Annotated in this window: 16 protein-coding genes; all 16 read right to left on the bottom strand. The window is 33.4% G+C overall.

Features of this window, described 5'->3' with window-relative positions:
• Positions 1 to 130: 130 nt before the first annotated feature.
• Entirely contained in the window at positions 131 to 778 is a 648-nt protein-coding gene (locus ACREWB_RS00765; protein ID WP_431545570.1) for a L,D-transpeptidase family protein, read from the bottom strand.
• 111 nt (positions 779 to 889) lie between these two features.
• The gene (gene modA, locus ACREWB_RS00760) at positions 890 to 1,729 is read right to left on the bottom strand and encodes a molybdate ABC transporter substrate-binding protein (RefSeq protein ID WP_431545569.1); all 840 of its coding nucleotides are present in this window, start codon (positions 1,727 to 1,729) and stop codon (positions 890 to 892) included.
• Positions 1,722 to 2,516, bottom strand: coding sequence for an ABC transporter permease (locus tag ACREWB_RS00755; RefSeq protein WP_431545568.1), 795 nt, complete (start codon positions 2,514 to 2,516; stop codon positions 1,722 to 1,724). The genes modA and ACREWB_RS00755 overlap by 8 nt, the downstream gene beginning before the upstream one ends.
• Positions 2,517 to 2,545: 29 nt before the next feature.
• Complete coding sequence (locus ACREWB_RS00750) at positions 2,546 to 3,568, bottom strand: molybdopterin-binding protein (RefSeq protein WP_431545567.1); 1,023 nt, start codon at positions 3,566 to 3,568, stop codon at positions 2,546 to 2,548.
• A 1-nt stretch (position 3,569) separates the two neighbouring features.
• Complete coding sequence (locus ACREWB_RS00745) at positions 3,570 to 4,367, bottom strand: XdhC family protein (RefSeq protein WP_431545566.1); 798 nt, start codon at positions 4,365 to 4,367, stop codon at positions 3,570 to 3,572.
• Positions 4,368 to 4,381: 14 nt separating this feature from the next.
• Entirely contained in the window at positions 4,382 to 5,146 is a 765-nt protein-coding gene (locus ACREWB_RS00740; protein ID WP_431545565.1) for an ABC transporter ATP-binding protein, read from the bottom strand.
• Between the two features lie 14 nt (positions 5,147 to 5,160).
• The gene (locus ACREWB_RS00735; RefSeq protein WP_431545564.1) at positions 5,161 to 6,201 is read right to left on the bottom strand and encodes a FecCD family ABC transporter permease; all 1,041 of its coding nucleotides are present in this window, start codon (positions 6,199 to 6,201) and stop codon (positions 5,161 to 5,163) included.
• Positions 6,176 to 7,192, bottom strand: coding sequence for an ABC transporter substrate-binding protein (locus tag ACREWB_RS00730; protein WP_431545563.1), 1,017 nt, complete (start codon positions 7,190 to 7,192; stop codon positions 6,176 to 6,178). Before ACREWB_RS00730 ends, ACREWB_RS00735 begins: the two co-directional genes overlap by 26 nt.
• A gap of 6 nt (positions 7,193 to 7,198) precedes the next feature.
• The gene (locus ACREWB_RS00725; RefSeq protein WP_431545562.1) at positions 7,199 to 7,738 is read right to left on the bottom strand and encodes a nucleoside-triphosphatase; all 540 of its coding nucleotides are present in this window, start codon (positions 7,736 to 7,738) and stop codon (positions 7,199 to 7,201) included.
• Between the two features lie 221 nt (positions 7,739 to 7,959).
• Positions 7,960 to 8,289, bottom strand: a complete 330-nt coding sequence (locus ACREWB_RS00720; protein ID WP_431545561.1) for a winged helix-turn-helix domain-containing protein — start codon at positions 8,287 to 8,289, stop codon at positions 7,960 to 7,962.
• Positions 8,290 to 9,099, bottom strand: coding sequence for an XdhC family protein (locus ACREWB_RS00715; RefSeq protein WP_431545560.1), 810 nt, complete (start codon positions 9,097 to 9,099; stop codon positions 8,290 to 8,292).
• On the bottom strand, positions 9,092 to 9,913 hold the full coding sequence (yqeB, locus tag ACREWB_RS00710) for a selenium-dependent molybdenum cofactor biosynthesis protein YqeB (protein WP_431545559.1): 822 nt from the start codon (positions 9,911 to 9,913) through the stop codon (positions 9,092 to 9,094). The genes ACREWB_RS00715 and yqeB overlap by 8 nt, the downstream gene beginning before the upstream one ends.
• A complete protein-coding gene (mocA, locus tag ACREWB_RS00705; RefSeq protein WP_431545558.1) occupies positions 9,906 to 10,499 on the bottom strand; it encodes a molybdenum cofactor cytidylyltransferase in 594 nt (197 codons plus the stop codon). The genes yqeB and mocA overlap by 8 nt, the downstream gene beginning before the upstream one ends.
• Before the next feature lie 16 nt (positions 10,500 to 10,515).
• The gene (gene yqeC / locus ACREWB_RS00700) at positions 10,516 to 11,250 is read right to left on the bottom strand and encodes a selenium cofactor biosynthesis protein YqeC (protein ID WP_431545557.1); all 735 of its coding nucleotides are present in this window, start codon (positions 11,248 to 11,250) and stop codon (positions 10,516 to 10,518) included.
• 15 nt (positions 11,251 to 11,265) lie between these two features.
• Positions 11,266 to 13,824 (bottom strand): selenium-dependent xanthine dehydrogenase, encoded by a 2,559-nt coding sequence (gene xdh, locus ACREWB_RS00695; protein ID WP_431545556.1) that lies wholly within the window; start codon positions 13,822 to 13,824, stop codon positions 11,266 to 11,268.
• On the bottom strand, positions 13,817 to 15,190 hold the full coding sequence (hydA, locus tag ACREWB_RS00690) for a dihydropyrimidinase (protein ID WP_431545555.1): 1,374 nt from the start codon (positions 15,188 to 15,190) through the stop codon (positions 13,817 to 13,819). Before hydA ends, xdh begins: the two co-directional genes overlap by 8 nt.
• Positions 15,191 to 15,198: the final 8 nt, after the last annotated feature.

Raw genomic sequence — 15,198 nt, 5'->3', positions numbered from 1 at the left:
CGATACTTTTTTTAATAATAAATTTAACTATAAAATTCATGATAAATATTTTAGTAAAATAAGGCACTTCCATTCATAATGAATGGAAGTGCCTTGTTTAATAAGATTATTCAGCTTTTTAATAATATCTCTATTTATAAATTTCTACAGGGATATTCATTTTAGTATATTCCCAAATAATTTTAATATCATCATCTGATACTGCAATACATCCAAAAGTCCAATCACTACTGGTTCCGCCTCCATGTATACCTATAGCTCCACCTAAGGCAGTATTCCAAGCTGGTCTTTTTCCACTTTCAAGCTCAGATTGTATTTCTTCAAAATCTGTTTCACTAATCAGACCCTCTTCTAATCCTATTTTTGCATCTTCTACATTTGGATAACTGAGTCCTAAGAATAGAGTATACTTACTTTTATCGTTTCTTGTACAAATATAATATTTACCCTCAGGGGTTTTCTTATCGCCCTCTTTTTCTTTAGCTCCAATAGGTGCTGCACCTATTGCAATCCTAAATCTACCTATTAGATTATCATCTCCATATAGTTCTAATATCCTTATTTCTTTGTACACCTTTATACTTACATCTAGTGGTTTCTCTTCAGGCTTTGTATAAAACATTCTCTCTTCAGTGTCAATTGACATAGTTTCTCTGTGAACTAGCCCTGACTTATAAAAGTTAAAATCAGTATTTTTAAAATTACTTTTATATATTTCATAGGCTGATATTACTCCTACTGCCAGAAGTGCTCCAATAATTATGTTCTTTTTACGCATTTTCATCTTCCTTTCTATACAATTTTAATTCTCATTATTTTAACCTTATCATAACTGTTCCCAATTGTGAACAGTTTTTTATACTAGGTTTATAAAAAAAATAAACCTTATCTAAGGCTTATTTTTATTGTTTATACTTTCAAATCCGTACCTTTCAAAAATCCCTTGACCCTCATCACCTAACAAGTATGCATAAAATTTTTCTGCATTCACATTTTCAGTCTTTAATTTAGAAATGAAGTACTCTACCTTCACATTATGCTCTGTCGCAATTTTTACCACTTTAACCTTATCCACAACACCTGTTGTAACATCAGAGGAATATACAAAGGCTACATCTGCTTCTCCCATTACAACCTTATTTACCACCTGTTTTACGTTGTTCTCCTCTGATACAATATTATTTAGTACCTTGTCCTCAAACTCTACTCCATATATTCCTGATAAGGAGTGAATTATTTCTTTTGCATAACCTCCAGCAGGAACTTCCTTTTGTGCCAATACAAGTTTGCATTTATTTTGCACGTCCTCAACTTTTTCTATATGAGCTGGATTATCTTTTGGTAGAATTATTACCATAGAATTTTCTAAAAAAACTTGTCCTTTTGAGATAAATCCCTGTTCTTTTAATGCGTCATAATGTTTTTTATTTGCAGACAAGAAAATATCTGCTTCTACTCCCTGCTCTATCTGTAACCTTAATCTACTTGTACTTTCCAAATTGAGTTTAACTTTTACCTTTGGGTTCTCTTTTTCAAATAATTTGATTACTTCTTCCATGCTTTCAGTTAAAGACGAAGCTGCAAAAACAGTAATTTCCTTATTTAAAATCACATTAGGCTGTTTTTCTGCACACCCACCACTCAATATAATTAATGATAGTGTCATTATTATTGACACCATTCTTATTAAACTCTTTTTCATTGCTTTTTCTCCATATCCATCAACCATTGCTGTCCTCCTCAGATTTTGTAATAAGTTTCAATACAACCAAAACCACAATCGATACAAAAACTAAGCATACCGCAATTCCCATAGATAGGTTTAAATCCTTTTCCATCGCTGTATATATAGCAAGAGGTAGTGTCTGTGTTTTTCCTGCCAAATTACCTGCAAATAGAATAGTTGCTCCAAACTCAGCAAGTGCTCTTGCCCAAGATAAAATAGCTCCAGTTATCAATGCATTTTTTGATAAGGGCAGTGTAACATTTACAAGAATTTGAACTGGAGAACCTCCTAAAACTGCTGCACAGCTCTCTAGTTCTCTGTCAACCTTTTCAAATCCAGCCCTTGCTGCCATAATAAATATGGGAATTGATATAAATACTTGTGCTATAACCACAGCTATGAAAGTGAAAGGTAGCTCAACACCAAAGGGAGATATGTATTTCCCGATAAGTCCATTTCTACCAAAGGTAACTAATAATAGTAACCCTGCAACGGCTGGAGGCAATACCAGCGGAAGTTTCAAAATTATTTCAACAAATCCCTTTCCCCAAAATGAATATCTAGCCATATAATATGCAGTAGGCGTACCTACTATTATAATTATTAACAGTGAAAGAAAGGTACTTTTTAAACTTATAATAATTGCCTGTAATACAAATGAATCAAAGATTAAATCTAGCGACTTTCCCCAAGGAAAGGTGAACAGTGCAATTATAGGGCTTAATAAAAATATAACACATATACCACATATTAAAGCTAAAATTATTTTAAAAAATCCTTTATCCTTCATGTTAAACCTCTATTCTAATCTTTATTATTCTAAATCCCCTTTCCAAAAGCACAATCAGGGTATTTACACTCCTCACATTCATTGCATAGTCCCCCATGACCATAAGCTGCAAGATCTGCAAAGCTCAATTTTTCATTTGTAAGAATCCTTGGAAGTACCAAATCAAAGATGGTTGTTCTACTGTACATTACACACCCTGGAAGTCCAAGTATTGGAATTTCACCTTTATAAGCTAATAAAAACATCGCTCCTGGAAGCACCGGTGCACCGTAAGTTATAATTTCTGCTCCTGTTTTTTGAATTGCCGTTGGTGTAACATCATCAGGGTCTACTGACATACCACCTGTACATATCACCATTTCAGCTCCCTTGCCTATCCATTCTTCAATTGCCTTTGTTATATTATTCTCTTCATCTGAAACTATGGATTGACCAAGAACTACGCATCCATATTCCTCTACTTTTCTTCTTATTACTGGTCCAAATGCATCTTTTATTCTGCCCTTAAATACTTCACTGCCAGTAGTAACAATTCCTACTTTCATAGGTATAAACGGATGGACATTAACAATCTTTTCAGTGCCAATTAACTTCTCTGCTTTTATTATCTTATCTTCTTCAATTACAAGTGGAATAACTCTTGTTCCTGCTACCTTTTGTCCTTTTTTCACAGGGTAGTTATTATGAAGCGTCACTAAAATTATCTCCCCTAGTGAATTAAGCTGATATAGCAAGTTAGTATTAATTGTAAGAAGTCCTGGATAATCTGCTATAAAATTTATTTTACCTTCTTTTACTTCACTAAATGTAAGTCCCTCTCCTGCCGTAAGTATTCTTAAACGCTGTGCAGCATCATTTTCATGAAGATAACCTTCTTTTTTCTCCCATACATATAAGTTTTCTTTTCCGATAGAAAGTAATAATGGTATATCTTCCTCTAAAATTATATGTCCTTTTTTGAATGCTATATCTTTTAATACTCCTGGAATAATCTGAGTAATATCATGACAAAGAACGGACCCAACTGCTTCATTTACAGGTATTTTTTTCATGTTAACAACTCCCCTTCATATGGTTTAACTCACCATTATTTTTCACTAAAACTATCTCAGACAATATGCTTAATGCTACCTCTTCTGGGGTCTCTCCACCAATTCCGATTCCTATCGGTGCATATACATTTTTCAAACATTCTGCATCTATATTTTGACTTAACAAATTATCCATTATAGTAGAAACTTTCTTTTTACTTCCAAGCATTCCTACATATGCAGCATTCTTTGTTATAATTTCCTTTAATATATTTTCATCACATTTAGTTGAACCACTTGCAATCACAACATATGAATTTTTATCTAAATCATAATTCCTCAAACAATCTGAAATCTCTCCGTATATTAATTTTGTTGCTTTTGGATACCTATCTTTTGTTAAAAGATTTTCTCTATTATCAAAAACATGCACAGAGAAGCCGGCCAACACAGCAAATTTATAAAGACAATAAGCCACATGACCTGCTCCTGCTATTATAATTTTTTTTTGTGGCATATAAGTCTTAATAAATATTTGAAGCTTACCTACACATATTTCTCCTCCAACCTCTTTAACACCAACATCAAAAGAAATTGTTTTACTATTTTCTTCACTGATGCACTTTAGGGCTGCAGCTATAGTTTCAAATTCTACACTTCCTCCTCCTACTGTACCAAATATTTCTCCATTTTCTTTTATAACCATTGAAGTACCTATCCCTCGTGGAGTAGACCCTTCTTGCTGCACAATAATTGCATAACATACTTTTTTATCTTCCATAAGCTCATTTTTTATAATCGTTAAAAGTTCTAATTCCATCTCTATCTCCAATCTTATAAACTAACAAAGTTTATACCGTTTCTTGTATTTAGCACCTCAAATTTCATATCATATACCTCTAGTAAACTCTGCTGATTTAGTATTTCTTCAGTTTTTCCAGAATGCAAAACTTTACCACCACTAAGTAGTACTGCTCTATTACAATATCTCATTGCAAGATTAGGGTCGTGAATAGAAAGCAAAATTCCTATGTTAAAATCCTTGGCTATATTTTTTATTCTATCCAATACATCATGCTGATTTCGAATGTCTAAACTAGAAATAGGCTCATCCATCAAAATAAATTTTGTATTTTGGACTAAAGCTCTGGCAATTAAAACTAATTGTCTTTCTCCTCCACTAATTTCGCAATAGTTTTTCTGCGATAAATGTCCAATGCCAAGATTTACAAGAGCCTTCTGTGCTAATTCATACTCTTTACTATATGGCCTATCAAATAAATTCAAATAAGGATTTCTACCCATCACCACTAATTCAATGACTCTAATCCCGTAGATTGCTTCCTCATTTTGTGGAACATAAGCTATTAATTTTGATAGCTCCACTATGGGTATTCTCTTAGAGTTCATACCCTCAATAGTAATTAACCCACGCTTGTACGTAAGTAGTCCTAAAATTAATTTTATTAAAGTAGTTTTCCCAGATCCATTCCTTCCAAGTAACGCATACATGTTACCTCTTTTAAACTCTAAATTAATATCTTCTAATATACACTTTTCATTATAGCTAAAAAACAAACTTTCTACTTTTATATCCATAGTATATCTCCTAACTATATTGTTTTCTTAAATATTAATAGATATCCTAATACAGGTGCCCCTATTGCCGCCGTAAGGATACCAACAGGGATTTCCGTAGTACTAATACTACGTGCAACATCATCGAGCAATATTAACGTTGTAGCACCAATCAAACTGGTAATTAAATAAATATACTTGTTTTTATATCCAAGAATTATTCTCGTAATATGAGGTACTATAAGTGCTATCCATCCGATCGTTCCAGATATACTAACGCAAAAACAAACTACAAAAGAAACTAAGCACAAAATATAATTTCTGAACTTTGAAACCTCCATACCCATAGTTTTTGCCATATCATCATTAAGCAAAAGCATTTTCAATTTGAATCTTAGGCTATTTATAATGAAAATGCTAGGAATAACAACTAAACCACAACCAATAGCATTTGTCCAATTTGCCCTGTATAGACCACCCATTGACCAGAAAACAATGGATGGTAATTGTTCGTAAGGATCCGCTAAATATTTTATCATTGAAAGTAGTGCGGAAAAAAATGCTGAAACAATAATCCCTGACAAAACCAAATACAATATATTGTTATCCTTAGAGGATTTTTTTAATCCATAAACTATAACCACCGCAAGTAGTCCAAAAGCAAATGCACATATTTGAATTATACCCGGGAATTCAAAAGGCAATATTATTCCAAGGGCTGCTCCAAAGCTTGCGCCTGAAGTAACTCCTAATATATCCGGTGAGGCAATGGGGTTTTTAAATACCTGTTGAAAAACAAGCCCTGAAATAGCAAGTCCCGCTCCAACAAAAGATGCAAGTAAAATTCTTGGTAGCCTAACTTTATACAAAATTATAATACTTGGATCAGATATAGGTTCACCTATTATAAATCCGCCTAAGTTCATAATAACATTTTTATACTCAGCCATACTCATTCGATATCTGCCCATAAATATTGATGCAACAAAAACTACAAGAAAGAGTATAAAAAACACAACAAGTTTATGTTGCAACAATTTACTATGAGGTTTACTTTTTGGTATTACCTTCTCCAAGTAAAGTTCCTCCTAACTCATCAAAAGATTTACCATAAAATTCACTATAAAATTCATTTACAACTTTATGTATATCTAAATCATCAAATTCTTCTGGATACAGTGTTTTACTCATCCAAAGTATTGCTAATATACTACTAGGCTGTGGATAATCCCAAGGTGCAATATTTGATGGAATCTGATGAACTTTTTTATTTTTTATAGCACTTACTGTTTGAAGTTCAGCCTTTTCCATAATCTCAGCTGGACTCCCCTCTGGGCAATACATAACAGAAATGATTTCCTCAGGATTCCATGCAATTACTTGTTCAACAGAAACATCATTCCATCCACCCTTTAGCTTAGCTGCAACATCTATTCCACCAGCAGATTCTATTATTTCATGTTGCAAAAAGTCCCCTGAAGAGGTAGAAAGAATACCGTGGGCACCTGCAAGATACACTGTTTTTTTATCTTTAATTGTAGATACCTTTTTAGCAACATCTTCAATTTTATCTTCATAGTATGTTACTAATTTCTTTGAATTTTCAACTTCCCCTATAGCTTCTCCAACTTTAATAATATCTGACTTTAGTAATTTTATAGTTTCAGGATTAATAGAAATAACTTTTATATTTTGATCAGCTAATTTTTTCATTGTATCATCGGATTCTTTAGTTGGATATAGGATTACCACATCAGGTTTTAAAGAAACTATTTGTTCAATGTTTACACCATTTTTCTTTGAACCAACTTCAGCCAATTTACTTGCTAAATTTTCATCAAGTTTCATAAGAAGTGGGTCTTCTTTTGCTCCATCGCTCCCTCCCACTAATTTGTCTTTGCCACCTAAAGCAAGTACAATATCTGTAGCTGGTTTATATGTTGTAACAACTCTAATGCTTGAGTTTGTTTTAGTGTTTTCTTTTTTTTCAGTTGATGCCCCTGAACAACCCGTAAATAAAACTATCACAGATATAACTAACGCTAAACTTTTTTTTACGATTTTCATAATTAATCACTCCCAATATTTATTAATTTCATGTATAATACTATCTCTATTTTCTAAGGTAACTCGTATCACTTTAACATCCTTCCTAGACGCAACAGACCTTAGAAAATCATTTGTCTTTTCTTTTAATACTCCCATTACTCTATGTGGGCTATCAAGAGTTCTGTGTACTTGGGATTGAAACTTTAGAGCATCATTTTCAAAAAAACCAAGTTCATCCATTAATATAATTGAATTTGACATCTTTATAGATTCAAGTAGTATTTCAACACCTTTTTCATCAAATACTTTTGGAATTCCATAGCATGATTTCCCTTTGCCAAGTATCTTATTAATTCCTACCAAATTTTCTGAAGCATTACAAAACATAGATTGAATCTGGCTCTCTATATAATACCCTTTTAAAAATTCATTTTCATAAAGTGGTTTTGTTTTAAATCCTGAAATACTAATAGTTTTTTGTTTATATTTTTCTAGAAATTTGTTAATAGCAGTAGATTTTCCAATATGAATCTCTCCAGTTAAAAAAATATTTTTAACACTCAATTTCATCCCCCTTTTTTATTTTGCCACCCTTAATTGCTTCTAAGGTTTATTTCTTCTTTGGAATGAAGACATGGTTTAATTGTTCCAATAGAGATTGTTTGTATTAACTCCTTAGATATAAATTGGTTATATTTTATAATACATAACGCTACATATAATATTACCTTTAATTGTACCCCTTGTAAATATAAAGTTAGTATATAAATTTCTAAGGCAATCTACTATTTGAATTTTTTATTAAATAATTCTGTAACGCACTGTTCTACTTCCATTTCAAATTCATCAAATTTTCGAATTAAATCTCTAGCTTCTTCGGTAAGTATAGAACCTCCACCATCTTTTCCTCCAATTTGTTTTTGGAGTACCTTTATACCAAGCCCCTTCTCCAAACACAATATCATATTCCAGGCTTTTGTGTAAGAAAGCTTCATAGAACTTGCTGCCTTTCTTATAGATCCTAATTCATCTATTTTCAAAAGTAGCTTTTGGGGTCCCTTACCAAATATCTTTATATTGTCTTCCTTAAAAAAAATTCTCCAACTTACGTTCATCTAAAATTCTACCTTTTTAATGTCCTTTAAGTGCTCCAATGATCCACCATTTTTAATTAATAAAATTTCACTCATAATCCCAAAAGCAATTTCATTTGGCTCCCCCGAGGAAATATTAATTCCTATTGGTGCGTATACCTTTTTAAGTGCTTCTCTTTGTATTCCTTCAGTTATTAAATTCTTCATAACAAACTCTGTTTTTTTCTTACTTCCAATTACTCCAATATATGAAGCATCAGATTCAGCAGTAAATTTAAGTGCATCAGCATCACATTCATGACCTCTAGTTACTATTACAATATAAGTATTTTTATTAATAGGATACTTAGAAACCTTTTCAGAAATATCGCCTACAATTATTTCATCTGCTCCTTCAAATCTGTTTTCGTTTGCATATTCATCTCGATCATCAAATATAACAGTATAAAAATCTAATATCTTTGCTAGTTTAAAAAGTTCTACTCCTATATGTCCCGCCCCTATAATAAGCAGTTTGGGTCTAGGTTTAAATACCTTCACATATAAAGTAGCATCTCCTCCACACTGCATGTTTAAATCACCTTCATCGGTTAATTGAAATTTAAATTCTCTATCCACTTCTTTCTTAATACAATCTATGGCTTTTTCTATTACCTCATATTCAATATTGCCTCCACCAACGCTTCCCTGAATTTTCCCATCTTCCCAAACCGCCATAAGAGAACCTTTTTTTCTTGGAGTAGACCCTTTTATCTCTGTAATAGTTACCAATGCCGATTTTTGTCCACTTGCTAGACTTTCATAGATTTCTTTAATAATTTTCTCATTCATAATGCATATCCTCCTTAGATTGATTCAATAGATATAATATTGCTTCTAACACTCCGCCAGCTATATTTCTTGCTTTATCAGAAATAGTATAACAATTAATCTTTTCTGACTCCCTTGGATCAATATCTGCAATCTTAAATCCAACGGGTACAGTACTTCCATCGCGTAAAATCCCTCTGAGTAACCCTTGCATTGTTGCTTTTACTGGGTTTTCTCCTATATAAGCAATAACCTCATCCTTTTTAACTATAACACCAATATCAACAATATTCTTCATAATTCCAGCGCTATCCGAATGTATAACTCTTTCTTTAGAGAAACCCATAACATTTCCTGGAATCCCTGTGTTTTCTATAGCTTTACCACTCAAAATAAGTCTACCTACATTATGCCCTCTTTTAGTTTCTATTACAATATCAACATCTTTCCCTGCTGTAAAGCCAGGTCCAAGAGCTATGGTTATATCTGCCATGTCTATTGTTGTTCCCAGATTCTTCTTTGCCAAAATAGCATCCACTAAAATTTTAGGCTTTATCTCTTTAATTAACTTCCCCTCTGGGTCTATAATCACTGGAATTTTTTTACTAATCCAAGCGTTTTCTATTTCACTTAAACATCCTACGTGTATAGCTGTAATTCCTTCTATCTCTACTTCTTTTTCATACACCGCTTCACTATAAGAAACGGTCCGTCTAATGCAAGTAGGCTTTGCTACTTCTAAGACCAATACCCTAAAACCACTTCTATATAATTTTTGAATTGTACCAGATGCTAAATCTCCTCCGCCACGTACAATAACAATATCATTAAACATAATCCTTATTCTCCTCTAGCTTTATAATATAGTCATAATTTTCACTTGTATCAACATCAAATAATGCCCAACTATCACTTGTTTCTACAAATTTAACCCTGTCTAGATTTTCATTCATTATTGTTTTGCCACCAATATCCCCCTGTAATTTTATAAAGTCTTCCTTAAGGTCCGGAGGAAATATAACAGGATTTCCTAGCCTTATAGCGCACTTAGGTACTATTATATTAGTTGGATTTTCTATAAACTCACGTATTAAGCTTATTATTGTATCTTCACCTAAAAAAGGCTGATCTGCGGTAAAAAACATATAGCCATCTGTTTCTTTTGCATTTACAACACCCAATTTAATAGATTCACTTATTCCTTTATCTGCATTTTGGTTTTTAATCACCACAAGCTTATTCATATTACCAATTTCTATAACTTCTTCTTCCCTAGCTACAAGAATCACCTCTGAAAATCCACACTTTAAAATAGTGTTTATAGTTCGCTGTATTAGTGACTCACCTCTATATTTTAAAAGTAGCTTATTCACTCCCATTCTCCTTGAGTAACCTGCTGCTAAGATTATAGCACTTATCAAATTCTATCACCTACTTTCATACTTTATCTAAATATGTGTCAGTTTTTAAACTTCCAATGAGTATTTGATCTATTGGGTTCTCGCCTTTTATGTTTGTTTCATTAACTAAGGCCTTAGCTAATATTAAGTCATTGGCTGATTCCACTTTATTGATGTATAATATTTTTTCCCCTAGTGCTGCCTTAAACAGTCCTAGAGGATTTATAATTATCTTAAGTAAGTGTTCAATTTTAACAGTTTCACCTTGTTTTGCGCCAGTTAACTCACAAAATATTTCACTTCTATGAACATTATTCTCATTGATTACCATTCCAAGAGCTTTTATATCTATAATACCTACAGTTTTTGTGGTTCTTTTGAATATAATTGGTTCAGTTTCATTCCAGCCTTTAAGGCATTTTTTCTTTGCTCCATCAGCTTCTATAAGAATATAATCAAAGTATGGTACTAACTCATCTAACTCACTTTCAGCAAGGCCTAATATTTTATTTTCACCGTTTACACCTGATCCTAAAATATATATCCCATTTTCCTGCATATGAGCATACTTAGATAACATTCCACTATCAGTACAGATAAAATCATACTTATCCTCTAATGGAAGGTATATTTTGGTAGTTGTGGTTACTAGGACCTTATTAAGGCCCCGTAGCTCCCCACCTAATTTAAACATCATTGTGGTTTTTCCACCTGCACCTACAATAGATATGATATCACTCTTCACTAATCCAAGGTAATTACTAAGTTTCATAACATCGCCCATTCGTTACTTTTTCTTTCTGTATGGTGTATTAGAAATAGGAAGCTTAGTCCTGAATTCTCCATCATAATTATAATAGGCACCAGCCACAGCGGGAGCGGTAGGTATTGAACATATTTCGCCTATTCCTTTTGCTCCATATGCAAGTTTATTATTGCCTTTACCGAGTATTATACACTCTATTTTTGGAACCTGTGTTACTTTAAGTAATCCTAGTGTTGCAAATTTTGCAGTTGGAACGCTATCCACAAGTGGATAATCTTCTGTTAATGCATATCCAAGACTCATAACAACACCACCCTGAATCTGTCCCTCAATATTTTTAGGATTAACAGCAGTACCAACATCATGAACCGCAATAACACTATCTATTTCACCTTCATCATTTAAAATAACAACTTGAGTTGCATAACCATAGGCTACATGACTTATAGGATTTTGTTTAATTGAATTCATTTTATCAGTTATTCCCTTAAATTCCCCGTAAAATTCTTCACCATCTAAGTTTTCTAATTTCTGATAGCTTAATGTATCAAGAAGTTTTATAGCTGCTTTTTTGGCTGCCTCACCTGTAAATAAGGTTTGACGTGAAGCTGTTGTATTTCCTGAATCAGGGCAAGTTGAGGTATCTGGCGGAGCATATACCACTTTATCCGCTGATATATTAAGAGTTTCACAAACTATTTGCGTTAATATAGTTCCAAGCCCTTGTCCAATACAAGCTGCACTAGAATGGATATATACTTTGCTATCCTTAATTATAAGTTTACAGCGTCCAATATCCGGAAGACCTACCCCAAGTCCACTGTTTTTTATAGCACAAGCTATTCCAGCTTTTGGATATTTTTCACATATTTCTTTTACTGCTTCTAGTGTTTCAACAATAGCTGTAGACTCATCTGCAATTTGACCATTAGGAAGAATCTGTCCTGGTCTTATAGCATTTCTATATCTTATTTCCCAGGGAGTTATTCCTACCATTTCTGCGAGCTGATTTAAATTTGACTCTATTGCAAAACAACTCTGCGGCACTCCAAACCCTCTAAAGGCACCAGCTGGTGGGTTGTTTGTATATATTGCTTTTCCCACTATGTCAACATTTTGATAATTATATGGACCTGCTGCATGGGTACAAGCTCTTTGAAGGACTGGTCCTCCCAGGGATGCATAAGCCCCAGTATCAGCAATGATAATAGCTTTCATAGCAGTCAAATATCCATTTTCATCACATGAGGTTGTAAACTCCATCTCCATTGCATGACGCTTTGGATGTAACATTATGCTCTCTTTCCTTGACAGCGCAAACTTTACAGGTCTATTTGTTAAAAAGGCAAGAATCGCTGTATGGTGTTGAACACTCATATCTTCTTTACCACCAAAGCCACCGCCAACTATCTTACTTACTACTCTTACTTTACTTTGATCTATTCCAAGGGCTTCTGCTGATTCCTTCCTTGTTTGATAAATCCCTTGATCTGCACAATATATTATTATTCCACCATCACCATCAGGTCTTGCAACAGCTGTTTCTGTTTCTAAGAAAGCATGTTCTGTAAATGGTGTGCTATATTTATTAGTTACTACATATTTTGAATTTTTTATAAATTTATCTGCATTACCAAATATCAAGTTCTCAGTTGCAAGTATATTACCACTTGCGTGAATCTGCGGTGCATTTCCTTTTAGAGCCTCAATTGGAGATGTAACAGGCACTAATTCCTCAAAATCAATTTTAACTAGTGATTTAGCTTTCTCTAATATTTCCTCTGACTCCGCTGCTATTAAAACTATAGCATCTCCTATGCAGTGAGTTGTCTTGCCTACAGGTATTAATACATCCCAGTCCTTTATGATATGGCCAACCTTTTGATTTCCTGGAAGCTCATTAGATGTAATTACTGCATAAACTCCTGGCAAATTTTTAGCCTCGCTAACATCTATACTTTTTACTATAGCTCTTGGATATTTAGTTCTAACTGCCCCACCATAAATCATGCCTTCTATACGTATATCATCTACATATTCTGCTGTTCCAAGAACTTTATCTACTGCGTCAATTCTATTTAGGTTTTCCCCAACTAGTGCGCCGCAGACGCCTTTAGGCACCTGCGTATTCTCTCTTAATAATTTTGCAGCTAGTTTGACTGCTTCAATTATTTTTACATATCCAGTGCAACGACAGATATTATTCTTTAAGGCATTTTTTATCTCAAGTTCTGTTGGATCTTCCACTTTATCAATTAAACCTTTTGAACTTATGACCATTCCTGGGGTACAAAACCCACACTGAACAGCTCCAGCTTCCATAAAAGCATATCCATAAACATCTTTTTCTCTATTCGAAAGTCCATCAACAGTTACAATGTTTTTATCTTGGATCTTACTAGTTTTTAACACACATGCTTTTTTTGCCACGCCGTCTACTAAAACCATACATGTTCCACAAGCACCTTCAGAGCAACCATTCTTAACTGATGTTAGGTTCATATCTTCTCTTAAAAATGTAATTAACTTTTTATCATCACTTGTACTGACCTTATTTCCATTTATAACAAAGTTAAACATTAATACCACCTCGTTCTATATATTTGCCTAAATTTTCACTTATAATATTCCCATCACGCACAATATGATTTCCTCTTAGAAAAACTTGTTTAGCATATCCTATAGTTTTAAATCCTTCATAAGGTGTATAATCCACATTTTGCATTTGATTATCCACAGATATAAATCCTTCCCGCGATTCATCCCATATAACTATATCTGCATCACTTCCAACTTGAAGCGTACCCTTACGAGGATACATTCCGAACATTCTAGAAGTATTTTCACTAAGCATGCTACACATTTGTTCTTTAGTTATTCTACCCTTATCTACTCCATAGCTATATATAAGAATTGGTCTATGCTCAATTCCTGGTAATCCACTTGGGATTTTACTAAAATCATTTATGCCATGTTCCTTTTGCCCTTTAAGATTAAAACTACAATGGTCAGTTCCAACGATGTCTATATCTCCATTGTTAAGTGCTTGCCATAATCTTTCTATATCATCACTTTTCCTGAGCGGTGGTGACAGAACGTATTTAGCACTTTCAAAATCCTCGCCTAAATATAAACTATCATCTAAAAGTAGATATTGAGGACAGGTTTCTATATATACACTCTGTCCTCTTTTTCTTGCTTTTAATACCACATCTAAGGATTCTTTTGTACTCAAATGTACAATATATATAGGTGCTCCCGCTAAGTATGCAATATCTATAAATCTTGATACTGCTTCAGCTTCAACCATATTTGGCCTTGATAACGGATGGGCAGATGGCGTAGTATTTCCTGAGCTCAGTTGCTCATTTACCATAGTATTTACAAGATCACCATTTTCACAATGAACGCCAAGTATAGCGTTATACTCTTTAAGGCATTTTAGTATTTCATATATTTCTCCATCATTAATACGTAAATTATCATAAGCCATATACGCTTTAAATGATGTTATCCCCTGCTGGCACATTGTTTGAAGTTCATTTTTAACATCTTCATTCCAATCTGTTATTGCCATATGAAAGCCATAATCACAGCTTGAAACGCCTTTTGCTAGTTTATGCCAATTATTAAGGCCTTCACTTAGAGTCTCTCCCTTGTTTTGAGTTGCAAAATCCAAAATTGTTGTGGTTCCACCCATGATAGCTGCAGCAGTACCTGTTTTAAAATTATCTGCAGTTCTTGTGTATCCTGTGTCTAAATCAAGGTGAGTATGAGAATCAATAAATCCCGGGAACACTAAACATCCTTTTGCATCTACTATTTTAGCCTTATTATCTTGTAAATCCTCACCAATGTTAACAATTATCTCACCTTCAATTTTAATATCTGAAATATAGCTTTTACTCGGAGTTACAATAGTTCCGCCTTTAATAATAATTGACATATTACTTC

It is taken from the genome of Clostridium sp., assembly GCF_050717635.1.
GTDB lineage: Bacteria > Bacillota > Clostridia > Clostridiales > Clostridiaceae > Clostridium_AD.
The sequence above is the reverse complement of the archived record's forward strand: the minus strand, read 5'-3'. Positions and strand labels throughout refer to the sequence as shown.

Bases quoted from the DNA above. Each gene is read 5' to 3' on its own strand.
- xdh (WP_431545556.1), bottom strand. From the start codon at position 13,824: ATGTTTAACTTTGTTATAAATGGAAATAAGGTCAGTACAAGTGATGAT.
- ACREWB_RS00745 (WP_431545566.1), bottom strand. From the start codon at position 4,367: ATGGAATTAGAACTTTTAACGATTATAAAAAATGAGCTTATGGAAGAT.
- modA (WP_431545569.1), bottom strand. From the start codon at position 1,729: ATGGTTGATGGATATGGAGAAAAAGCAATGAAAAAGAGTTTAATAAGA.
- ACREWB_RS00715 (WP_431545560.1), bottom strand. From the start codon at position 9,099: ATGAATGAGAAAATTATTAAAGAAATCTATGAAAGTCTAGCAAGTGGA.
- ACREWB_RS00720 (WP_431545561.1), bottom strand. From the start codon at position 8,289: ATGAACGTAAGTTGGAGAATTTTTTTTAAGGAAGACAATATAAAGATA.
- yqeC (WP_431545557.1), bottom strand. From the start codon at position 11,250: ATGAAACTTAGTAATTACCTTGGATTAGTGAAGAGTGATATCATATCT.
- ACREWB_RS00730 (WP_431545563.1), bottom strand. From the start codon at position 7,192: ATGAAAATCGTAAAAAAAAGTTTAGCGTTAGTTATATCTGTGATAGTT.
- yqeB (WP_431545559.1), bottom strand. From the start codon at position 9,913: ATGTTTAATGATATTGTTATTGTACGTGGCGGAGGAGATTTAGCATCT.
- ACREWB_RS00750 (WP_431545567.1), bottom strand. From the start codon at position 3,568: ATGAAAAAAATACCTGTAAATGAAGCAGTTGGGTCCGTTCTTTGTCAT.
- ACREWB_RS00755 (WP_431545568.1), bottom strand. From the start codon at position 2,516: ATGAAGGATAAAGGATTTTTTAAAATAATTTTAGCTTTAATATGTGGT.
- ACREWB_RS00740 (WP_431545565.1), bottom strand. From the start codon at position 5,146: ATGGATATAAAAGTAGAAAGTTTGTTTTTTAGCTATAATGAAAAGTGT.
- hydA (WP_431545555.1), bottom strand. From the start codon at position 15,190: ATGTCAATTATTATTAAAGGCGGAACTATTGTAACTCCGAGTAAAAGC.
- ACREWB_RS00765 (WP_431545570.1), bottom strand. From the start codon at position 778: ATGCGTAAAAAGAACATAATTATTGGAGCACTTCTGGCAGTAGGAGTA.